Below are 20,609 nucleotides of genomic sequence, written 5' to 3' on the forward strand. Positions count from 1 at the left end.
GGTCACCCGGGCGCCGTGCGCACCCGGTTTCCGGGGTGCGCACGGACGGCCGTCCACGCTTCAGCCCGACGGCCGGCGGATCAGCACCCGTGCCCGCCGGGCCCGGCGCACCACCGCGTACCCCTTGGTCAGCGCGCGGTCCCGGGCGAAGGCGCGCGTGATGGTCCGTCCCTCCACCAGCCGTTCGAACTCGGCGGCGGACGTGGACCTGCGCACCGTCACCCGCCGCAGGGCGTACGGCCCCTGGGCGCGGCGGGCGAGACCGTTGCCGACGGCGAGCGCCTGGGCGTACCCCGTCTCCCGCACCGCCCGGCGCACCCGGCGGCTGGAGTAGCCGTAGGGATACGCGAACGAGGCGGGTACGGAGCCGAGCTGGTCCGAGACGATCTCCTTGCACAGGATCAGCTCGGAGCGCAGCCGGTCCTCGTCGAGCTGGTCGAGCTGCGGATGGCTGTGGCTGTGCCCGCCGATCTCGACGCCCGCGGCGGCCAGTTCGCGCACCTGGTCCCAGTCGAGCATGGTGTCCAGGCCGCCGCCGGTGTCGTACGGGCCCCTCAGCCAGCCGGTGGAGACGAACAGGGTGGCCGGGAAGCCGTGCTCGGCGAGCACGGGCAGTGCGTGCCGGTGCACGCCCTCGTAGCCGTCGTCGAAGGTGACGAGGACCGGCCGCGCGGGCAGCGGGCGGCCCGAGCGCCAGTGCGCGGCCAGTTCGGCCGTGGTGACGGGGGTGAGGCCCCGGTCCGCGAGCACCGCCATCTGCCCGGCGAACGCCTCCGGGGTCACGGACAGGGCGTAGGTCGCCTCGACGGGGTCGGCCGCGACCGCGTGGTACATGAGGATCGGCACGCGTACGTCAGTCACGGCCGCCGCCCTCCCCGATCCCCACCACGGAGAAGGTGACCCCGCCCCGCCGGGCCCGTACGCTCCCCACCACATAGCCGCCCGCCGCCGTGAGCACCCCGGCCACGATCGCCCCCGCGCGTCCCGCGCCGCCCGGGCGGGCCAGCAGGGCGTCGCGCAGCCCCCGCACCACCCCGGCGGGCAGGACGCGCGTGGTGTACCGGCGTTCGGACTCAAGCCCCTTCTCCGCCCCCACACTGCGCGCCACCAGCGCCTTGGACAGCCCCTCGGCGTACGTCCGCGTACGGAAGTAGCGGAAGTGCTCCCGGACCTCGGGCACCCGGTGGTGGATCACCGCGCGGTCGTCGATCAGCAGGACCGCGTCGGGGCGGGCGCGGCTGAGACGGATGCACAGTTCCGTCTCCTCCCCGCCCAGCGGGCGCTTGTTCCCGTCGCGTCCGATGCCGGTGGCGAAGCCGCCCGCCGCGTCGAAGGCCTCGCGCCGGAAGGAGGCGTTGCCGCCGAGCACGTTGCGCACCCGCACGCGCCCGCGCGGCAGGCCCCGGTAGGTGCAGCCCACCACCCAGTCGAACTCCTCGGGGAACCAGTCGGGACGCCGGCCCGACGCCCAGACGGGCTCGGTGCGCCCGCCGACCGCCATCACGCGCGGGTCGTCGTACGCCTCGGCGAAGTGCTTCAGCCAGTCGCGCTCGGCCACGGCGTCGTCGTCGAGGAAGGCGACGATCCCGCCGCGCGAGGCGGCGATTCCGGTGTTGCGGCCGGCGGACAGGCCGCGGGGGCCCGCGTTGGCGAGCACCCGCACGTCGTCGGTCTCCTTGTACTCCTTGCCCAGGCGGTCCAGGAGATCCCGGTTGTGGTCGACGACCAGCAGGGTCTCCAGAGCCGGCCGTGACTGCGCCCGTACCGAGGCGACCGCCGCGAGGACGTCCTCCCAGCGGTCCTCGGTGTAGGCGCAGATCACGACCGAGACGCCCGGGGTGCCGGGATCGCTCAAGACACCTTCCCCCGCACCGTGTCGAGCAGCGGTGAGGGGCGCGGGCGCCGGCGCAGCGCACGCCGGTTGGAACGCTCCCCGAGGATGACTCTCAGCACGCGCAGCCCGTCGCGCACGGCCCGCAGGTTGCTCGTGCCGTGGATGCGCAGGTACTCGTGGCTGGGTATCTCCTGCACCTTGAGGCCGGCCTTGACGACCCGGATGTTCATCAGGGTCTCGACCTCGAAACCGGTGCAGTCGAGGTCGATCTTGTCCAGGCAGTGCCGCCAGAAGGCGTTGTAGCCGTAGCAGAGGTCGGTGTACCGCGCGCCGAACTTGCGGTTGACGACGGCGCACAGCACCCGGTTGCCCAGCATGCGGATGAACGTCATGTCGTCGGTGCCGCCGCCGTTGGCGAAGCGGGACCCCTTGGCGAAGTCCGCGCCGGAGACCAGCGCGGAGACGTAGCTGACGATCTCGTTGCCGTCGGCCGAGCCGTCCGCGTCGACCATCACGATGATGTCGCCGGTGCAGGCGTCGAACCCGGAGCGCAGCGCGTCCCCCTTGCCCTTGCCGCGCTGCCCGACGACCTTGACGGCGGGCCACAGTTCGCGGGCCACCTCGACGGTGTCGTCGGTGGAGTTGCCGTCGACCAGGACCACTTCGTGGATCCAGTCGGGAAGCGTCTTGAAGACGTACGGCAGGTTCTCCGCCTCGTTCATGGCCGGTATCACCACGCTCACCGGTGGCGCGATGGCCAGGTGGGAGGAGACGGGCCGGTAGGTGCGGGCGGTCGGCGGATCCTGGTCCTCGGTCGCCGGCTGCAGAACGGAACTCATGAGTCTGGTCCCTCTCGTCCGGTGGACCGCCCGCCCCTCGGGCGGCCCGGCTGTTCGTCCGGTTCGAAAGGGGGGTTCTCACCCCACGGGCACGCCGATGGTGCTGACATGCACGCCGGGTGAGCTGGCAGAACTGGCCGGCCGCGAAAACGGCAGCCGACCGCGCGGCACGGCTCGGTCACCGATGCGGTCACCGAGCACGGCACCCCCCTACCGCGCCCCGCGCCGGTTCGTCGCGGTCCTGAGCCCTCCCCTGGAGCCGCGTACTGACGGACCGATGCGGGTGAGATGTATGACGGTATTGACGATTGAAGCAGAATGGCAAGACCTGGAACGGCCGATCACGTTTTCGTCGGTTTGGCCGTTACGTAAGTCTCTTGCCGGGATGTGTGTTTCCGCATGGCCGACTTTGCCCCCCGAAGCGTCGGATGCCGGGCTTCAATGTGGCGCACCCCGTAGGGGCCGTCAAGGGCGTAAAAGTCCTTACGGCCGGTTTTGGTCCAGGATCGAACAGTAACAGTCTTGGCATGGACACTTCCGGTCAACACGCGTAGTTGGTACCACGGTTGCGGCAGAGATCCTGCTAAAGGGAGGTTCCATGAGACGTTCCCGACTTGCCCTCTTCGTGGGCTCGCTCCTCCTCGCCGCCACCACCGCCCTCACCGGGGCCACGACGGCCCAGGCGTCCCAACAGGCCGCGGCGGGCGGCTATGTGGCGCTCGGCGACTCCTACGCCTCCGGCGTCGGAGCCGGCAGCTACATCTCCTCCAGCGGCGACTGCAAGCGCAGCACGAAGGCCCACCCCTACCTCTGGGCGGCCGCCAACTCACCCTCGTCCTTCGACTTCACGGCCTGCTCGGGCGCCCGAACGGGTGATGTCCTCTCCGGGCAGCTCGGCCCGCTCTCCACCTCGACCGGCCTGGTCTCGATCAGTGTCGGCGGCAACGACGCCGGTTTCTCCGACGTCATGACGACCTGTGTGCTCCAGTCCGACAGCTCCTGCCTCTCACGGATCGCCACCGCGAAGGCGTACGTCGACTCGACGCTGCCCGGCAAGCTCGACAGCGTCTACTCGACGATCCGCGACCGGGCCCCCAACGCCCATGTCGTGGTGATCGGCTACCCCCGGTTCTACAAGCTCGGCACTTCCTGCATCGGTCTCTCCGAGACCAAGCGGAAGGCGATCAACGACGCCGCCGACCACCTCGACAACGCCATCGCCCGGCGCGCCGGCGCCCACGGCTTCACCTTCGGCGACGTACGCCCCACCTTCACCGGCCACGAGATCTGTTCCGGCAGCTCCTGGCTGCACAGCGTGGACTGGCTCAACATCGGCAACTCGTACCACCCGACGGCCGCCGGACAGTCCGGCGGCTATCTGCCGGCGCTCGACGCCGCGGCCTGACCCGTCGGCGTCCGTCAGGACCCGTCAGTACCCGTCGTCCGAACCGGAAGGAGAAGCGGAGGCCTCGCCCGTCGGGGTCTCCGCCTCGCACGTCACCGAGAACGGCACCGTCTCGGAGACCGTCCGCACCGGCTCCCGGACCTCCACGCCGATCTCGCTTTCGAACGTCCCGGTCTCCGAGTACGTCGTCACGACCACCGTGTCCTGCTTCGTACGGCCGTCCCCCTCGGGGAACGACAGCTTCCGCCAGCCCGGATCGTCCACCGAGCCGTCCTCGGCCACCCAGCGGTAGGAGACCTCGGCCGGCGACCGCCCCACCGTGAACGTCGCCGTGAACGCGGGCGCCCGCTCGTGCGCCGGCGGACAACTCCCGGAGTACTCCGTGTGCGCGCCGGTCACCGTCACCGACACCGTCTGCGGCGGGGGAGTGGACTTCTCCTCCTCCTCCTTCTTCTCCTCCTCTTCGCTCGCGGTGGGGGACGGCGTCGGACCGTCCGTCGTCGGCGTTCCGCCGTCGTCCTCGTCGTCACCGGTGCGCACGGGCGAACTCGCCCGGCCCCCGGTGCCCTTGGCGCCGGGGTCGTCGTCCCCGCGGTCCAGCAGCGCGTACGTCAGCCCGGCCAGCGCCAGGGCCAGGACCACCACACCCGCCACCAGGGCGACCGCGGCACGCCGGTCGCGCTCCGGCCGGGTGACCGCGGTGGTCGCCGCCGACGCTCCCGCGACCGGCATCGGGGGAGTGGGCGAGTGCGCCCCCGGGTGCGGCAGCGCGGCCACCGTCGGGGTGTACGGCACCGAACGCGCCGTGTCCGCGCGGGGGAAGCCCCCCGCCCCGACGAGCCGCAGGTCCTGCTCCGCCCGTTCCGCCGACAGCCGCTCGGCCGGATCCTTCCGCAACAGCCCCTCGACGACCGGGGCGAGCGGACCCGCCCGGCGCGGCGGCGGCAGCTCCTCGTCGACGATCGCCCGCAGCGTGCTCAGCGGGGTGTCCTGACGGAAGGGCGAGTGGCCCTCGACCGCCGCGTACAGCAGCACGCCGAGCGACCACAGGTCCGACCCGGGCCCCGGCGTACGCCCCAGTGCCCGCTCCGGCGCGAGGAACTCGGGCGAACCGACGACCTCCCCGGTCATGGTCAGGGCGGAACTGCCCTCGACCATGGCGATCCCGAAGTCGGTCAGCACGATCCGCCCGTCGTTCGCGATCAGCACGTTGGCCGGCTTCACGTCCCGGTGCAGCACGCCCGCCCCGTGCGCGGCCCGCAGCGCGGCGAGCACCTCCGCGCCGATGTGCGCGGCCCGCCGCGGAGACAGCGGTCCCTCCGCGTCCAGCACCTCGGCCAGCGACAGACCACGCACCAGCTCCATGACGATCCACGGGCGGCCGTCCTCGGTGGCCACGTCGTACACCGTCACCACGTTGCGGTCGGCGATCCGGGCCGCCGCCCACGCCTCCCGCTCCAGCCGCGCGTACATCCGCTCCACGTCGGACGCCGGCAGTCCGGCCGGGGCGCGCACCTCCTTGACGGCGACCTCGCGGTGCAACAGCTCGTCACGGGCCCGCCACACGGTGCCCATACCGCCCTCGCCCAGCGGTGACAGCAGCCGGTACCGGCCCGCGACCACCCGCTCACTGCCCGGTTCTTCGGACACGGCGCCCCCATTCGCATCCGGGCGAATTCTCCCTTTCCTCATGAAAGTAGCTCAGCCGAGTGCGGATGCCGCCCCCCTGAACACCAATCCGGCACCCAGGGCCACGACGACGAACGCCGATCCCAGGGGCGCACTCCGGCGCACGAGCGTCGCCCACGGGGCCGCCGTCCAGCGGGGACGCCCGGCCAGCAGCCTGGTCACACCGCTGCCCGCCTTCACGACCGCGTACCCGGCCGCGGTGAGCGTCAGGGCCAGCCCGACGCCGTACGCGACGACGAGCAGCAGTCCGAACCAGGCCTGGCCGAGCGCGGCGGCGCCGACCAGCACCACGACGGCGGACGGACTGGGCACCAGCCCGCCGGCGAAACCGAGCAGGATCGTGCCGCGCAGGGTGGGGGCGGTGGGATGGGTGTGGGTGTGACCGCCGTGCGTATGGGTGTGCGTGTGCCCATGCGGGTGCTTGTGCCCGTGGTCATGGTGGTGCTTGTGGTCATGGTGGTGCCCGTGGTCATGGTGGTGCCCGTGATCGTGGTGGTGCGTGTGGTCCCGGTGGCGCAGGGCCCGGCGTACGAGGCTCGCGCCGGCCAGGGTGACGAGTGCGCCGCTCGCGATGCCCAGCCAGGCGATCACCGAGGGCGCGGCGGCCGAACCGGCCGTGACCAGCAGGCCCAGGGCGACCACCCCGAGGGTGTGGGTGACGGTGACCGAGGCGGCCATGGGCAGGACGTCCCGCAGTCGGGCCCTGCCCCCGCGCGCCGCCGCCGTCGCGGCCATGAGCGTCTTGCCGTGCCCGGGGGCGAGCGCGTGCATCGCACCGAGCCCGACGGCGATCAGCAGCGCGAGCGCGGCGAAACCCGCGGTCGGGTCGCGCCGGGCGACGAGGTCGTCGAGCGCGCGGGTCCAGCGGTCGGCACCGCGCGGGAGCACGGCGGAGGCGGGCGCGTCGGCCTCCGCCCCGTCCTCCGCCAGCGCCGGGCCGCCCGGACGGATGCGCAGGGCCGCGGTCCTGGTGTCGGCCGGGGAGGAGAGCAGCTTCTCCGGATACCGGGTCAGTTCACCGGAGAGCGAGGCCGTCGGCACGTCCGAGGCGGTGAGGGTCGTACGGTCGCCCCGCGCGGTGATCTCCCGCCAGCCCGGCCCGGACGACGCGCCCGCCGCGCGGAAGCGGAGGCCGACCGTTTCGCCCTCGGGGAGGGGCGCGGTCAGCCGGCACTCCACGCGCAGGGTGTCGAGCCCGGCCTGACCGGGCCGCACGCGCGCGTGGGCGGTGCGCACGGTGAGCGGGACCGCCCGCCCGTCGACGCGCACCTCGCTGTCCCGCGCGGCCGTGGCACAGCGCTGCCGGGCCCAGGCGTCCCTGCCCAGCCGTTCGAGGTCCGGCCCGGCCTGGGTGGCCGGGATCTCGGCGAGGTCCTCGACGTGGTGGACGCGCAGTTCACCGGGCGCGGCCACCAGTCCGTCGTAACGGTTGACGGTGAAGTTGCCGAGCGGGTGCGCGCTCGCCGTGCCGGCCGGGACCAGCGCGAGCGCGCAGGCGGCGGTGAGGACGGCGGTACCGGCGGCGACGCGGCGGCGGAGGTTCAACGTGCCGCCTCCAGTTCCTTCAGCGCGGCGCGGGCCGCACGGGCGCCGAGCGGGGAGAAGCCGGGGTTCAGCTCCAGCGCGGCGGTGAGGGAGCCGTGGGCGGCGCGGCCGTGCCCGGTGGCCTTCTCGATCATGCCCCGGTGGTAGAGGAAGGCGGCGTTGCGGTAGCCGGTGGCCGTGGCGCGGCGGGCGTACGGAAGGGCCTCCTCGTCGCGGCCGTTGACGTGCAGCGCCCAGGCCAGGGCGTCCGCGGTGTGCACGCTGTGCCGCCGGTCCCACTCCGCGCGGGCCGCGCGCAGCGCCTCACCGGCGTCCCCGTGATCGGCGGCGGCGAGCGCGGTGTCGAGGTCGGCGTCGACCCCGCCGGTCCGGGCCAGCGCGGTCCAGGCGTCGACGAGGGCGTACTGGTCGCGTGCCTTCGCGCGGTCGCCGTCGGCGCCCCGGTCCTCGTACAGCTCGCCGAGCGCGACCAGCGGGCCGGGCAGCGGGGAGCGGACGACGACCTGCTCCAATGTCCCGACGGCGCCCGCGCGGTCACCGCTCGCGGCCTGCGCGCGGGCCCGGCCCTCCAGCGCGGGGAGGTGGTCGTCGTCGGCGGCGAGCGCCCGCGCGTAGTAGGTGAGGGCCGTCCCGTACTCGCCCTGGTTCCAGGCGAGCTGTCCCAGGGCGGTCGCGACGTACGCCACGTCGGCGGGCGAGGACGCGCTGTCGAGGGCCCGCTGAAGCACCTCCCGCGCGGTGCGCACATCGCCGCGCAGCTCCCGTACGTACGCGTACCGCGTGAACACGGGCACCCCGGGCCGCCTGCGGTCGGCGGTGGCGGCGGCGCCGGCGGCCTCCTCGTACCGGCCGAGTTCGACCAGCGCGTCGATACGGGAGCACAGGGCGCGTTCGCTGTAGGGGTTCTGCTTCAGCGCCCGGTCGGCGTAGGCCAGGGCGCCGGTGAAGTCGTGCCGCGCGGCGGAGAGGGCGGCCTGTCCGGCGAGGGCCTGCTCGTTGCCGGGTTCGAGCGCGAGGGAACGTTCGAGCGCCCGCTCGGCCTGCGGATACCGGGAGGGGTCCCCCTGGGTCCGCGCCTGCTCGACATAGGCGGTCCCGAGGGTGGCCCAGCCACCGAAGTCCCGTGGCTGCGCCCGCAGATGCCCCTGCAACGACCGGATCCCGGCCCCGAGATCGCCCCCGCCGAGCACCCCGGCGACGGCCGCCGGCGCGACATCGGCCGCCCCGGCCCGCCTCTCGTCCCGCCCGCCTCCCACCGCGACGCTCCCGGCGGTGATCGCGACGGCCAGCAGGACGGCACACGAGACGACATACAGCCCTCGTCCACGCCGGGCGGCAGCGGCGAACCGCCGCAGGGCCGCGCCCCGCGCCCCGGCGCGACCCTCACCGACGGAGGCCGCCGGATCCCCACCCGGCACCCGGTGGCCGGGCTCCGCCTTCGGACGGTGGCCGGCGCCCGGCGCGTGCTCCGCCCGCGTGTGACGGGCGGCCTCCGTCCCGTTCTCGGCCGACACGCGGTCGGCGGTGTCCGCCCCGCACCCGTTTCCCGTCCCGCGCCCGGCTTCCGGGGCACGGTCCGCCTCCGCGCGGCGGTCGGTCTCCGGTTCGTTCTCCGTCCGCGTACGGCCGGTGGGCTCCGCGTCGCGGGTGGCCTCGGGCTCGTGTCGTGCTTCCGCGCGGTGGGTGGTCCGGTGTCCGTGTTCCGCCTCCGCGCGGCGGTCGGTCTCCGGCTTGTGCTTCGCCGCCGCTCCGCGCGCGTTCGGCTGTTCTTGGCGCGGCTCCGGCGCGTGCCCCTCTTCCGGTGTTCCGGCCGGTGGTCCGCCCCCGGTCGGTGGTCGTGGGGTGTCCGGTGTCTTCTCGTGGCCGGATGCCGGCGGGGCGGTGGCCCGCTCGTCGTCGCCGGGGCTGTCGTTCGTGCGCGGAGTCATGGTCTCTCCTCGGTGTTCGGCGGCGCGGCCCGTGCCGTGGGGGCGGGCCGTGCCGGTCGGGGTGGGCCGGGGTCAGTACGCCCGGCCGCGCATCCGGCGCCACCACATCAGCGCCGCACCGATCAGCAGCAGCCCGCCGGCCCCCGCCCCGGCGGACGCGGCGATCAGGGTCGTGTTGTCGGACCCCTCCGCGCCCGCCGGCCGCAGCGCGTCACCGAGCTGGTTGCGTACGTCGTTGCCGCTGTCCACGCCCTCGGCGAGCGGGCCGCGCGAACCCTCCGTCGGGTTCGCCAGATACGGGAAGGCCGCCCCGAACTCCTTGTCGTTGGCGTCGACCGCGTCACCCAGGTCGTTCGCCGCCCCGACCAGTTCCCCTTCGACGACCTGGAGCGAGGCGTCGATCACGTCGTCCGTCAGCCGCCGCCCGTTCGGGAAGCCGGCGTTGTCCCCGTCCAGGACGCCCAGCCGCTTCGGCTCGGCGGCCGGCTCGATGGACGTGTTCAGCCGCAGCATCTCCGACGGCGTCACGTGCGGCGGCTGGTTGAGCCCCTCGACGCCCTTCAGGAACACGTCGACCAGGTCGTCGCGCGGCTCGTCGGGGGCCGGGATCTTGTAGATCGCCTCGATGAGCTTCGGCAGCTCCGGCTCGGTGACGTTCTTCAGGAACTGCGCGTCGTCCCACGGCGCGGACGCGTTGAACGTGTCCTTGTCCTTCAGCGGGTTGACGACCTCGTTGACCAGCGGGCTGCCCAGCCGCGACACCTGCACGAAGTGCCCCTCGGCGTTCTTGCGCTGTGTCGTCGACCAGATGCCCACGACCGGCTGGTCCGCCGACTCGGCGATCATGTGCGTCGGCACCTGGAGCGCCAGCGAGTTGACGTTGTAGCCCTTGAGCGTGTCATTGCCGACCTCGGAGAGGTTCCCGCCGTACAGCAGGTCGAAGACCCGCAGGTCCAGGAAGAACGGGTCGTCGGCCTGCCCGGCGAACGTCGTCGCCCCGCCCGCCAGTTCGTGCACCGCCTGTTTGCGCAGGGTGTCGTAGTCCGGCATGGACGCCTTGCCGACGTTCGACGGCGCGACCGGCACGTCGTCCGCGATCTTCGTACGGGACACCGCGTGCTGGTCCTTCAGCTTCAGCAGCTCGATGTCGTAGGTCTGCGTGATGTTGAGATCCGGGTCGTCCAGGCTGGTGACCGGGCCGGTGTTGTAGAGGAACGTCCTGTCGTTCTTCGTGTGCGTCCTGAACGTGTAGCGGAACAGCAGCTCGCCCTGCGCGTCCCCGTTGTTGTCGATGTGGATGTCGTACTGCGCGTCCTCGGCGAACGTGAAGAAGTTCGGTCCGCCGGCCGGCTCCTCGAAGGGGATCCAGTTCGCGATGATCGTCGTCGTGTCCGGCTTGTCGGGACTGACGAACGCGTACAGGTCCGTGTTGTCGTACTGCGGGGTGCCCGAGATCAGCGGGGCCTCCCGGTGGGAGGAGGCGGAGGCCGCCTCGGGTTCCAGCGCGGTCACGCCGGCGGCCGCGAGCCCCCCGGCGGCCAGCGCCCCGCAGATCAGGGTCGCGAGACTCCCGCGCCCCGCACCGGTCCTGGAGTCAGTTGTCATGCCGTCCGTCCTCAGTGCCGACTTGCCTTGACGCACTGGTTTTCGGAGCGGACGGCGGGCCGGATTGGTCGAGTTCGGAAATTCTTCCGAGCCCCTTCCGCCGGACCCGTACGCCCGTAGCATTTCTCGCTGCCGACCCGCGTTTTCGGTCCGTTGATCCGTACTTACCGTCCGGAGGCTCGCTCGCCGCGCATGCCTCGTGTGACCGGGCGGCCCGCAGGGGCTTGGAGAGGGGGATGCGCGTTGGAGGCGGACGAGCTGCTGATGCTTGTGGCCGGAGGTGACCAGAAGGCGTTCGAGGACCTGTACGGACTGGTCTCCGGGCCGGTGTACGGGCTGGTGCGGCGCGTGGTGCGCGATCCCGCCCAGTCCGAGGAGGTGGCCCAGGAGGTGCTGCTCGAACTCTGGCGCTCCGCCGCGCGGTTCGACCCCGGCCGGGGCAGCGCGCTGTCCTGGGTCCTCACCCTCGCCCACCGCCGCGCCGTCGACCGGGTGCGCAGCGCCCGCGCGGCCGGCGAACGCGAGCAGCGCGAGGCCCGGCGCGGCCACGGCCCCGCCTTCGACCAGGTCGCCGAGGAGGTCGAGGCCGGACTCGAACGCGAGTGGGTGCGCCGTTGCCTGGACCGCCTCACCGCGCTCCAGAGACAGTCGGTCACCCTCGCCTACTACGACGGCTACACCTACCGCGAGGTGGCGGAGCGGCTGTCGCTGCCGCTGGGCACGGTCAAGACCCGTATGCGCGACGGACTGACCCGCCTGCGCGACTGCCTGGGAGGCGCGGCATGAGCCTGTTCGACCGACTGTCGCGCCGCGGGGACCCGCACTCGCTCGCCGCCCCCTACGCCCTCGACGCCCTGGAACCCGCCGAACGCGTCCGCTTCGAGAAGCACCTGAAGTCCTGCGCCCGCTGTACCGCCGAGGTGCGGGACCTCGCCGAGGACGCCGTCCGCCTCGCCTGGTCCACGGCCGCGCCCGCGCCCGCCGCGCTGCGGGACCGGGTCCTGGCCGCCGTACGGACCACCCCGCAGGAGCCCGCGCCCCGGGAACCGGCACGCGCGCGTGCCACGCAACTCCCGCCGCACGTCTGGGGTGCCGCGCCCCCGCCGCGCCTTCGCGAGCGGCGCCGTGCGCCGCTGTTCGTGCCGTTCGCGACGGCCACCGCCGCCGCGGCGCTCGTCGTCGCCGCGCTCTTCGCCGTCCAGGCGGACCGGACCCAGGACCGGCTGGCCGCCGAGCGCGACCGGTCACGTGAGATCGCCCACGTTCTCGCCGCCCCGGACGCCCGCGCGAGCAGCGGCCGGGACGCGCGGGGCCGCACGATCGGAGTGATCGCTTCCGCATCGACCCGCAGCGCGGTCGTCACCCTCGGCGGATACGGCGACCCTCCGAACGGACGTGTGCGCCAGCTCTGGCTCATGGGTCCGGACGCACGACCGCGTTCCCTGGGGCTGTTCGAGGGCGGCACGCCCTTGATCGCCTCCGGCCTCGACACCGCCGCGACGTCACTCGCCGTGACCGTCGAACCCGATGGCGGGTCGCCGCGGCCCACCTCGCAGCCCATCGTCCAACTCGCCCTGAAAACGGTCGGATTCGGAGAGTAATCGACGCGTGTTCGTCAACCCCCTTATGGGGAAGGTGAATCCTGTGACCTCGATACACGAGTGCCCGCACGGGGCGATAGGGTTACCCTGCCCGGGCCGGGTGGACTCGTACGGGTGGGGAGTGACATGGAACAGATAACGGTGCGCAGCAGGGCCAGGGTCCCTGCGATCACGTGCGGTAGCAGCGCGACCAGTTCGCGTCTCGACCGCCATCTCTCGGTTCTCGGGGGCCCCGCGGTCCCACAGCGGGAGACGGCCGAGGCGACGTCGCTGATGCGCGAGCTCATCGCGCGTGACACCGCGCACGACCGCGGCGCCAGGAGCGCGCGGGCCCGGGCGAGCCGCGTCTCGCTCTTCGCCCCGCTGCGTCGGCTGCGCCGCTCCCTGTTCGGCAGCCGGTAGCGCCAGCGCCCGGGCGGTCCACCTCCGTCCCGGCGCGGCGCCCCCGCCCCTGACCGTCATCCCCACGGCACGCGGCGGCCCTCCGGCGCCCGACCCGACACCGGCACCTTCCCGTGCCGGCGCCCCCGTTCCCACCCGGCAGCGCTCCGGGGGCGCACCGGTCGGCTCCACCCTGGCAGGTACCTGACATCCACCTCGGGGCCTCACCCCTTCCGGCGCCCGTACTGCCAGAGGCACGAACACCGCACACCACCCCAGCGACCCCGAGGACGGGACGCGCCACCGGCCAGGCCGCCCCGTCGGGCACGGGCGCGTCGCCGAACAGATCCCGCAGCGCCGTCGCCACCGCGCTGATCGGATTCCGCTCCGCGACCGTACGCAGCCCGTCCGGCGGCCCCGCCGTCGGGGTCGCGGGAGCAGGAGAACGCGATCCGGATCGCCTGCCTGGGCGGCCGGATCGCGACCGGCGCGTACCCGCGGATGGCGGCGGCCTTCGCGGAGGACGTCGGGCCGATCGATCCGGAGGCGGTGTTCGAGCGGGCGACCGGCCGGATGCCGGACGGCTTCGAGCCCCGCCGCCGACCCTCAGATCAGCGCGAGCTGCCCCTCCGGCCCTTCCTCGTGGGCGTCCAGCACCGAGGCGGGGCGGCGTGCGGAGGGCGGCACCGGGAGCACGCCCGCCGTGCGCAGCTCGGCCGGGGTGACCGGGTCGGGGAGGGCGGTGTCCGTCAGCGCCCCCTGCTCCGGGCGCAGTTCGGCCAGCAGGGCGAGGACCGTGATCAGTTCCAGGAGCTCCGAGGTCCAGGCCTGGGGCCAGCCGGCCGGCCCGATCGCGGCCAGGGTGCCCGGCTCGGCCGGCTCCGTGCGGGCCGCGAACCACCGCTCCAGCACCCGGACACCGCCGGCCTCGAAGTCCCAGGCCCCGGGCGGCACCGGGGAGATACGGCCCTCGTCGAGCAGCAGGGTCTCCTCGTCCCGGTCGTAGTCCACGGTCACCGGCCGGGAGGGCAGCGGGGCACGTACGTACGGGCGGCGCCCGCCGGGGAGCTTGGGCCGCTCCCCGTCGCGCCGCGACAGCCACAGCATCCGGCGGCCCACCGCGACGCCCCGCGCCCACACACCGGCGTCCCCGGTGAGCGGCACCGCGAGCCCGGCGGGCGTGGCGCGAGCCGCCGCCATCGCCCAGGCGAGGACGTCCACCGGCGAGGTGTCCCGGCCCAGCCTGGCGGCGAGGTGGCCGGTCAGGCCCGGGGCCAGGTTCGGCTCCGCGGCGCCGGGCCGGCGGTACAGCGGACGGACGCGGCCGGTGCGCAGCAGCGGCGGCAGGGACGTGGCCAGCAGCGCCGGACCGGTGAGGGCCGGGGCCGTGCCCGTCTCCACGACGAAGATCTGCCGCTCGTCCGCCACCCGCCACAACTCCGGCCGGGCCACGTCGATCAGCCGCTGGTCAGGGATCAGCCACTGCTCGTCGAACGGGGCGTACAGGACCCGTATCGGCTCGGGACACGGGCCCGACGCGCGGGCCAGCCTCTCCGTGCCGCCGCCGCGCCCCGGCAGCTGGCCGACCGCCGTGTGCGGCGTCCTGGAACGGGTCGACCCGAACAGCGCCTCGCGGTCCGGCCCCTCGGCCTTCACCAGGGCGTCCCAACGGGCCTTCAGGGACGCCGCGTCGGGGGCCGCCGGCCACCCCCGGCCGAGCCGAGGCGGTGCGACGGACCACGGCATGAGGTCCGCCAGCAGCGGAGCGTCGTCGTGCGTCACGCAGGGCATCGTACGGCCTGTGAGGGGCGGAGGATCAGGTGGCGTCCAGGGTCACCGTGAAGGAGAAGCGGTCGCCCCGGTAGTTGATGACGGCCACGTCCAGGGGGCGGCCGTCGGTGTCGTAGGTGATGCCCGTGTAGTGCAGGATCGGGCTGAGCAGCGGTACTTGGAGCAGCCGGGCCGTCTCCGGGTCCGCGAGCCGCGCCTCCACCGTGTCCGTGATCCGGCTGATGTCCGCGCCGACGACGTCCCGCAGCACCTTGGTCATCGGCCACCGCAGCAGGTCGGCCGGGTCGATACGGGCGGCCAGTTCGGGACGGACCCAGTTGCGGGCGTGGTTGGTCGGCTCGCCCGTCTTCTCGTCACCGCGCAGCCGGTGGTACGCCGCCGCCTCGGACAGGTCCGGGAAGTACTCGGCGATCTCCGCCGGCACCGGCGCAGGACCGTGCTCCAGCAGCTCGGTCGTCATACCGGACTGCTGGGCCACGATCGCGTCCACCGAACCCAGCAGCCGCACCGGGGCGCCCCGCCGGGCGCCGGGCTCGATGAACGTGCCGCGCCGGCGGTGGCGGGTGATCAGCCCCTCGTCCTCCAGCTCCTTCAGCGCCTGCCGCATGGTCAGCACGCTCACCCCGTAGTGCCCGGCGAGCTGTTCCTCGGTGGGCAGACGCAGGGGGTCCTGGGGCGAGCGGCCGAGGATCGAGGCGCGCAGCGACTGCGACACCTGGTACCAGAGCGGCAACTTGCGGTTCAGGACGATCGAATCCGGAGCGAAGGAGGTCACGGGCTATCCGTACCGGTCGGGGAACGTTCAGTGCAACGGCCGGAAGTGACGCTCGAGCCCTCGCCACACGTCGTCGTAGCCCTGTTGCAGGTGTTCCGCCCGCGCCGCGTGGGGGGTCAGTGACACCGGCCAGCGGGTCTCGAACATGAAGGCCAGGCCGTCGTCGATCTTCTGCGGGCGCAGTTCCGCGGCGCTCGCCCGGTCGAACGTCTCCCGGTCGGGGCCGTGCGCCGACATCATGTTGTGCAGCGAGCCCCCGCCCGGCACGAAGCCCTCCGCCTTCGCGTCGTACGCGCCCTCGATCAGGCCCATGTACTCGCTCATCACGTTCCGGTGGAAGTACGGCGGCCGGAAGGTGTCCTCACCCACCAGCCAGCGGGGCGCGAAGACCACGAAGTCCACCCCGGCCAGCCCCGGAGTGTCGCTCGGAGACGTCAGCACCGTGAAGATCGACGGGTCAGGATGGTCGTACGAGATGGTGCCCATCACATTGAAACGGCGCAGGTCGTAGGCGTAGGGCACATGGTTGCCGTGCCAGGCGACGACATCGAGCGGGGAGTGGTCGTACGTGGCCGACCACAGGTTGCCGCAGAACTTGTTCACCACCTCCACCGGCCCCTCGACGTCCTCGTACGCGGCGACGGGCGCCCGGAAGTCCCGGGCGTTGGCCAGCCCGTTGGCGCCGATCGGGCCGAGGTCGGGGAGCCGGAACGCCGCCCCGTAGTTCTCGCACACATAACCGCGGGCAGAGTCCTCGAGGAGGTCCACACGGAACCGCACCCCACGAGGAATCAACGCGATGTGTCCCGGCTCCACATGCAGCAGTCCGAACTCCGTGCGCAGCAGCAGCCCGCCGCGCTCGGGGACGATCAGCAGCTCACCGTCGGCGTCGCTGAAGACCCGGTCCATCGAGGCGGTGGCGTGGTACAGGTGCACGGCCATGCCGGTGCGCTGGGTGACGTCGCCGTTGCCGCCCAGGGTCCACAGACCGGCCAGGAAGTCGGTGCCCCCGTCCGGCTCCGGCAGCGGGTTCCAGCGCAGCCGGTTGGGGTCGGGCACGGTCTGGGTGAAGGGCGCGGTGCGCAGCGCCCCGTTGCCCGTGCGGGTGAACGCCGGGTGGGCGGCCGACGGGCGGATCCGGTACAGCCAGGAGCGGCGGTTCTCCGCGCGGGGCTCGGTGAACGCCGTACCGCTCAGCTGCTCCGCGTACAGCCCGAGCGGCGCGCGCTGCGGGGCGTTGCGGCCCTCGGGCAGGGCGCCCGGGACCGCCTCGGAGCTGTGCTCGTTGCCGAAACCGGAGAGGTGTTCCAGCCCTTCGGCGATCTTGCGCGCGTCCCCGCTCATGCCCGGTGCTCCCTTGCGATCGGATTCCTATGCAACACCGTAGGATTGCGATTTCCGCGGCGCAAGAGGGAGACGCGATCTCCGTCCCCCCTCCGTCCTCCTCCTCTCGACGGAGGACACGGAACCCGACTTCAGGGGGATCCGCGAGGTCGTACCCGTGTTCTACGCTCCCGGGCATGTCGTGGACGCGGAGCCTGATCACCGCGCTCGCGGTCTGTGTCGCACTCCTGGCCGGATCCGCGGGCTGCGGTCCGAGTGATGCCCGGGGACAGGACGGGAAGCCGTCCTCGCCGGCCGGTGAACTCCTGGACGAGCGGGACGAGGAGGGCCGCCCCTACCGCGAGGTGGACGCGGAGGACGCGCCCGCCGTCGGCGTCGAGGTCACCCCGGACACCGACGGCGGCTGGGACGTACGGCTGACCGTGCGCAACTTCCGCTTCTCCCCGGACGGCGCCGGCGGGCGCGCGGTCGCCGGCCGCGGACTGGCGCACCTGGAGCTGAACGGCCGCCGCGTCGCCCTGCTGCGCACCCCCGAGTACCACCTCCCCGGCGACTCCGTCCCGCGCGGCACGCACCACGTCACCGCCCGCCTGTACGCCGACGACGGCTCGGTGTGGGCCGTGGACGGCGAGCCCGTGGAGAGCACGGCCGACATCACCGTGTCGGACCAGGAGCCGAGCCCCGGCCCGAGCGCCGCGCCGATGGGCGCGGCACCCCCGAAGCCGGTGCGCGGAACGGACGGGCGGGGCCCCGGCGGAGGGCGAGGTTCCCCGGGCGGGGACGAGCGGGCATGATGAGGCCCGTGCCCCACGCGACATCGCTCCGCCGAGCGCCGGTGCAGCGGCGCAGCGCCGAACGGCTGGCCAGGATCCTCGACGCCTGCGCCGAACTCCTCGACGAGGTCGGCTACGACGACCTCAGCACCCGCGCGGTCGCGGAGCGCGCCGGCGTGCCCATCGGCTCCGTCTACCGCTTCTTCGGCAACAAGCGCCAGATGGCCGACGCGCTGGCCCAGCGCAACCTGGAGCGCTTCACGGAACGGGTCACCGAACGCATCGGGGTCACCGGTGACCGGGGCTGGCGGCACGCCATGGACGTCGTGCTCGACGAGTACCTCGACATGAAGCGCACCGCCCCCGGCTTCTCCCTCGTCGACTTCGGCAACCAGATACCCGTCGGCACCCGCCGCGCCGAACCCAACCACCGCGTCGCCGACCGCCTCACCGACCTGTTCTCCGGCCACCTCGGGCGCGCGGCCGACGACGACCTGCGCCGCGCCTTCCTCGTCGCCGTCGAGACCGCCGACGCCCTCGTCCACCTGGCGTTCCGGATGGCGCCCGAGGGGGACGAGAAGGTCATCGGCGAACTGCGCGAGATGCTGCGGGCGTATCTGGCCCGGACGCTGGACTGAACGGCCCTCCCGCGGAGCCTCCGGACAACCCCCTCCCCTCCATGCCTACCGGTCGGTATGCTCGGCCCGTCCGCGCGTCACCGCTGCCGCCGCACCCGGGAGGACCCGTGTCCCGCACCGCCCTTCGTATCTGCCCCCTGTGCGAGGCCACCTGCGGCCTGACGCTCACCATCGACGACGGCCGGGTCACCGGCGCCCGCGGCGACCGCGACGACGTGTTCAGCAGGGGCTTCATCTGCCCCAAGGGCGCCGCCTTCGGGGCCGTCGACTCCGACCCCGACCGGCTGCGCGCCCCGCTCGTCCGCGTCGACGGGAAGCTGCGCGAGGCCACCTGGGCGGAGGCGTTCGACGCCGTGGCCGCCGGGATACGGCCCGTCGTCGAACGGCACGGACCGCACGCCGTCGGCATCGTCCTGGGCAACCCCAACGTCCACACCATGGCCGGCGCCCTCTACCCGCCCGTGCTCATCGCCGGGCTCGGCACCCGGAGCCTGTTCACCGCCTCCACGGTCGACCAGATGCCCAAGCACGTCTCCAGCGGACTGCTCTTCGGTGACGCCAACGCCATCCCCGTACCCGACCTCGACCGCACCGACCACCTGCTGCTGATCGGCGCCAACCCCCTGGAGTCCAACGGCAGTCTGTGCACCGCCCCCGACTTCCCCGGCCGGCTCAAGGCGCTCAGGGCCCGCGGCGGCACCCTCACCGTCATCGACCCGCGCCGCACCCGCACCGCCCGCCTCGCCGACCGGCACCTCGCCGTCCGCCCCGGCACCGACGCACTGCTGCTCGCGGCGCTGGCGCACGTCCTGTTCGACGAGGGCCTCGTCGACCTGGGGGAGCGGGCACCGCACATCACGGGCCTGGACGACCTCGCCGCGGCGCTGCGCGACTTCACCCCCGAGGCCGTGGCCCCCGCCTGCGACGTCGACGCCGCCACCCTCCGCGTCCTCGCCCGGGAACTCGCCGCCGCCCCCACCGCCGCCGTCTACGGCCGCATCGGCAGCTGCACCGTCCCGCACGGCACCCTCGCCAGCTGGCTCGTCGACGTCCTCAACATCCTCACCGGCAACCTCGACCGGCCCGGCGGCGCCCTCTTCCCGCAGGCCGCCACCGACAGGACCCCGCGCCCCGCAGGACCCGGCCGCGGCTTCGCCCTCGGCCGCTGGCACTCCCGGGTGAGCCGGCACCCCGAGGCCAAGGGCGAACTCCCGCTGTCCGCCCTCGCCGAGGAGATCGACACCCCCACCGACGAGGGCGAGCCGATCCGCGCCCTCGTCGCCGTCGCCGCCAACCCGGTGCTCTCCGCCCCGGACGGCGACCGGCTCGACAAGGCGCTCGGCTCGCTCGACTTCATGGTGAGCGTCGACCCGTACCTCAACGAGACCTCACGCCACGCCGACGTCGTCCTGCCGCCGCCCCCGCCCGCGCAGAGCCCGCACCACGACTTCGCCTTCAACACCCTCGCCGTACGCAACCAGGTCCGCTACACCCGCCCGGCCGTCCCCCTGGAGCCCGGCCGCATGGCCGAGACCGAGATCCTGGCCCGGCTGGTCCTCGCCGCGACCGGCATGCACGGCGCCGACCCCGCCGCCGTCGACGCCATGGTGATCGACCAGACCCTCTCCAGGGCGGTCCGGGAGCCGCACTCCCCGGTCCACGGCCGCGACCCGAAGGAGCTCGCCGCCCTGCTCACCGGCGCCACCGGCCCCGAACGGCGCCTCGACATGATGCTGCGCCTCGGCCCGTACGGCGACGGCTTCGGCGCCGACCCCGACGGGCTCACCCTGGAGGAACTGCTCGCCCACCCGCACGGCATCGACCTCGGCCCCCTGCGCCCACGGCTGCCCCAGCCGCTGAAGACCCGCAGCGGCACGGTGGAGCTGCTGCCGGAACCGATCGCCGCCGACCTCCCCCGACTGCGCGCCGCCCTCGACGAACGCCCCGCCGGACTCGTCCTCGTCGGCCGCCGCCATCTGCGCTCCAACAACAGCTGGATGCACAACGTGCCCGCCCTCACCGGCGGCTCCAACCGCTGCACCCTGCACCTCCATCCCGAGGACGCCGAACGCCTCGGCGTACGGGACGGACAGCCGGTACGCGTCAAGGGCGCCGGGGGAGAGGTGACCGCCCCCGCCGAGGTCACCGACGCCGTACGCCCGGGGGTGGTGAGCCTGCCGCACGGCTGGGGACACGACCGGCCCGGCACCCGTACCCGGCACGCCGCCGCCGACCCCGGCGCCAACGTCAACCAGCTCCTCGACGGCAGCCTCCTCGACCCGTTGTCGGGCAACGCCGTCCTCAACGGCGTCCCCGTCGAGGTGGCCCCGCTGAGCGCCGCCGTGACCGAAACGTTCGGCGCTCTGACCTGAGCAAAGCTGTGACCTGGGGTTTTGCGCTTATTGCTCGCAGGCAGACATCTTGTTAACGCCGCTTTACGGAACCTAACGTCGACGCACCG

General features: G+C 73.5%; 17 protein-coding genes and 1 pseudogene. 8 read left to right on the forward strand and 10 right to left on the reverse strand.

Annotation, left to right across the window (positions count from 1 at the left end; genetic code table 11):
- Positions 1–60: 60 nt before the first annotated feature.
- Genes ACFV5H_RS06500 through ACFV5H_RS06510 form a run of 3 tightly spaced genes read right to left on the reverse strand, consistent with a single transcriptional unit; the run spans position 61 to position 2,673 of the window.
- A complete protein-coding gene (locus ACFV5H_RS06500; protein ID WP_385193178.1) occupies positions 61–861 on the reverse strand; it encodes a polysaccharide deacetylase family protein in 801 nt (266 codons plus the stop codon).
- Positions 854–1,855: a glycosyltransferase gene (locus ACFV5H_RS06505; RefSeq protein WP_385047461.1), complete on the reverse strand. Its 1,002-nt coding sequence runs from the start codon at positions 1,853–1,855 to the stop codon at positions 854–856. Before ACFV5H_RS06505 ends, ACFV5H_RS06500 begins: the two co-directional genes overlap by 8 nt.
- The gene (locus ACFV5H_RS06510) at positions 1,852–2,673 is read right to left on the reverse strand and encodes a glycosyltransferase family 2 protein (RefSeq protein ID WP_385047456.1); all 822 of its coding nucleotides are present in this window, start codon (positions 2,671–2,673) and stop codon (positions 1,852–1,854) included. The genes ACFV5H_RS06505 and ACFV5H_RS06510 overlap by 4 nt, the downstream gene beginning before the upstream one ends.
- 598 nt (positions 2,674–3,271) lie before the next feature.
- On the opposite strand from ACFV5H_RS06510, the gene ACFV5H_RS06515 reads away from it, so the two are divergent.
- Complete coding sequence (locus ACFV5H_RS06515; RefSeq protein ID WP_385193180.1) at positions 3,272–4,078, forward strand: SGNH/GDSL hydrolase family protein; 807 nt, start codon at positions 3,272–3,274, stop codon at positions 4,076–4,078.
- A gap of 24 nt (positions 4,079–4,102) precedes the next feature.
- On the opposite strand, the gene ACFV5H_RS06520 is transcribed toward ACFV5H_RS06515, so the two are convergent.
- The 4 genes from ACFV5H_RS06520 to ACFV5H_RS06535 all read right to left on the reverse strand — a co-directional run bounded on the left by ACFV5H_RS06520 (position 4,103) and on the right by ACFV5H_RS06535 (position 10,845).
- A complete protein-coding gene (locus ACFV5H_RS06520; RefSeq protein ID WP_385193299.1) occupies positions 4,103–5,701 on the reverse strand; it encodes a serine/threonine-protein kinase in 1,599 nt (532 codons plus the stop codon).
- 78 nt (positions 5,702–5,779) lie between these two features.
- Positions 5,780–7,312, reverse strand: a complete 1,533-nt coding sequence (locus tag ACFV5H_RS06525) for a nickel transporter (protein WP_385193183.1) — start codon at positions 7,310–7,312, stop codon at positions 5,780–5,782.
- Positions 7,309–9,240: a tetratricopeptide repeat protein gene (locus ACFV5H_RS06530; RefSeq protein WP_385193186.1), complete on the reverse strand. Its 1,932-nt coding sequence runs from the start codon at positions 9,238–9,240 to the stop codon at positions 7,309–7,311. The genes ACFV5H_RS06525 and ACFV5H_RS06530 overlap by 4 nt, the downstream gene beginning before the upstream one ends.
- Before the next feature lie 72 nt (positions 9,241–9,312).
- On the reverse strand, positions 9,313–10,845 hold the full coding sequence (locus ACFV5H_RS06535; protein WP_385047445.1) for a DUF4331 domain-containing protein: 1,533 nt from the start codon (positions 10,843–10,845) through the stop codon (positions 9,313–9,315).
- A gap of 243 nt (positions 10,846–11,088) precedes the next feature.
- Here ACFV5H_RS06535 and ACFV5H_RS06540 point away from each other — a divergent pair, with 243 nt between their 5' ends.
- From ACFV5H_RS06540 to ACFV5H_RS06555, 4 genes and pseudogenes are all read left to right on the forward strand, one after another.
- Positions 11,089–11,631 carry a sigma-70 family RNA polymerase sigma factor gene (locus ACFV5H_RS06540; protein WP_385047442.1) on the forward strand — a complete coding sequence of 181 codons (543 nt, stop codon included), beginning with the start codon at positions 11,089–11,091 and terminating at the stop codon, positions 11,629–11,631.
- Positions 11,628–12,446: an anti-sigma factor domain-containing protein gene (locus ACFV5H_RS06545; protein WP_385193188.1), complete on the forward strand. Its 819-nt coding sequence runs from the start codon at positions 11,628–11,630 to the stop codon at positions 12,444–12,446. The genes ACFV5H_RS06540 and ACFV5H_RS06545 overlap by 4 nt, the downstream gene beginning before the upstream one ends.
- Before the next feature lie 126 nt (positions 12,447–12,572).
- The gene (locus tag ACFV5H_RS06550) at positions 12,573–12,848 is read left to right on the forward strand and encodes a hypothetical protein (protein ID WP_344561509.1); all 276 of its coding nucleotides are present in this window, start codon (positions 12,573–12,575) and stop codon (positions 12,846–12,848) included.
- Between the two features lie 408 nt (positions 12,849–13,256).
- Positions 13,257–13,424: pseudogene (locus ACFV5H_RS06555) on the forward strand (TetR/AcrR family transcriptional regulator); the annotation flags it as partial.
- A gap of 9 nt (positions 13,425–13,433) precedes the next feature.
- Here the strand turns inward: ACFV5H_RS06555 and ACFV5H_RS06560 are convergent.
- The 3 genes from ACFV5H_RS06560 to hmgA are packed head-to-tail and all read right to left on the reverse strand — an operon-like array spanning position 13,434 to position 16,737.
- A complete protein-coding gene (locus tag ACFV5H_RS06560; protein WP_385193190.1) occupies positions 13,434–14,618 on the reverse strand; it encodes a type ISP restriction/modification enzyme in 1,185 nt (394 codons plus the stop codon).
- A gap of 25 nt (positions 14,619–14,643) precedes the next feature.
- Positions 14,644–15,393, reverse strand: coding sequence for a GntR family transcriptional regulator (locus tag ACFV5H_RS06565; protein WP_385047435.1), 750 nt, complete (start codon positions 15,391–15,393; stop codon positions 14,644–14,646).
- Positions 15,394–15,420: 27 nt separating this feature from the next.
- A complete protein-coding gene (hmgA, locus tag ACFV5H_RS06570) occupies positions 15,421–16,737 on the reverse strand; it encodes a homogentisate 1,2-dioxygenase (protein WP_385193193.1) in 1,317 nt (438 codons plus the stop codon).
- A 176-nt stretch (positions 16,738–16,913) separates the two neighbouring features.
- Here hmgA and ACFV5H_RS06575 point away from each other — a divergent pair, with 176 nt between their 5' ends.
- The 3 genes from ACFV5H_RS06575 to ACFV5H_RS06585 all read left to right on the forward strand — a co-directional run bounded on the left by ACFV5H_RS06575 (position 16,914) and on the right by ACFV5H_RS06585 (position 20,520).
- Positions 16,914–17,531 carry a hypothetical protein gene (locus ACFV5H_RS06575; RefSeq protein ID WP_385047429.1) on the forward strand — a complete coding sequence of 206 codons (618 nt, stop codon included), beginning with the start codon at positions 16,914–16,916 and terminating at the stop codon, positions 17,529–17,531.
- The gene (locus tag ACFV5H_RS06580) at positions 17,531–18,148 is read left to right on the forward strand and encodes a TetR family transcriptional regulator (protein WP_385047597.1); all 618 of its coding nucleotides are present in this window, start codon (positions 17,531–17,533) and stop codon (positions 18,146–18,148) included. Before ACFV5H_RS06575 ends, ACFV5H_RS06580 begins: the two co-directional genes overlap by 1 nt.
- Before the next feature lie 107 nt (positions 18,149–18,255).
- Complete coding sequence (locus tag ACFV5H_RS06585) at positions 18,256–20,520, forward strand: molybdopterin oxidoreductase family protein (protein WP_385193195.1); 2,265 nt, start codon at positions 18,256–18,258, stop codon at positions 20,518–20,520.
- Positions 20,521–20,609: the final 89 nt, after the last annotated feature.

This window comes from Streptomyces sp. NPDC059787, assembly GCF_042732315.1.
In the GTDB taxonomy this organism is placed as follows: domain Bacteria; phylum Actinomycetota; class Actinomycetes; order Streptomycetales; family Streptomycetaceae; genus Streptomyces; species Streptomyces atrovirens.

Coding starts and splice junctions, on each gene's coding strand:
- ACFV5H_RS06575 (WP_385047429.1), top strand. CDS start 16,914: ATGTCGTGGACGCGGAGCCTGATCACCGCGCTCGCGGTCTGTGTCGCA.
- hmgA (WP_385193193.1), bottom strand. CDS start 16,737: ATGAGCGGGGACGCGCGCAAGATCGCCGAAGGGCTGGAACACCTCTCC.
- ACFV5H_RS06510 (WP_385047456.1), bottom strand. CDS start 2,673: ATGAGTTCCGTTCTGCAGCCGGCGACCGAGGACCAGGATCCGCCGACC.
- ACFV5H_RS06550 (WP_344561509.1), top strand. CDS start 12,573: ATGGAACAGATAACGGTGCGCAGCAGGGCCAGGGTCCCTGCGATCACG.
- ACFV5H_RS06545 (WP_385193188.1), top strand. CDS start 11,628: ATGAGCCTGTTCGACCGACTGTCGCGCCGCGGGGACCCGCACTCGCTC.
- ACFV5H_RS06515 (WP_385193180.1), top strand. CDS start 3,272: ATGAGACGTTCCCGACTTGCCCTCTTCGTGGGCTCGCTCCTCCTCGCC.
- ACFV5H_RS06580 (WP_385047597.1), top strand. CDS start 17,531: ATGAGGCCCGTGCCCCACGCGACATCGCTCCGCCGAGCGCCGGTGCAG.
- ACFV5H_RS06530 (WP_385193186.1), bottom strand. CDS start 9,240: ATGACTCCGCGCACGAACGACAGCCCCGGCGACGACGAGCGGGCCACC.
- ACFV5H_RS06535 (WP_385047445.1), bottom strand. CDS start 10,845: ATGACAACTGACTCCAGGACCGGTGCGGGGCGCGGGAGTCTCGCGACC.
- ACFV5H_RS06560 (WP_385193190.1), bottom strand. CDS start 14,618: ATGCCCTGCGTGACGCACGACGACGCTCCGCTGCTGGCGGACCTCATG.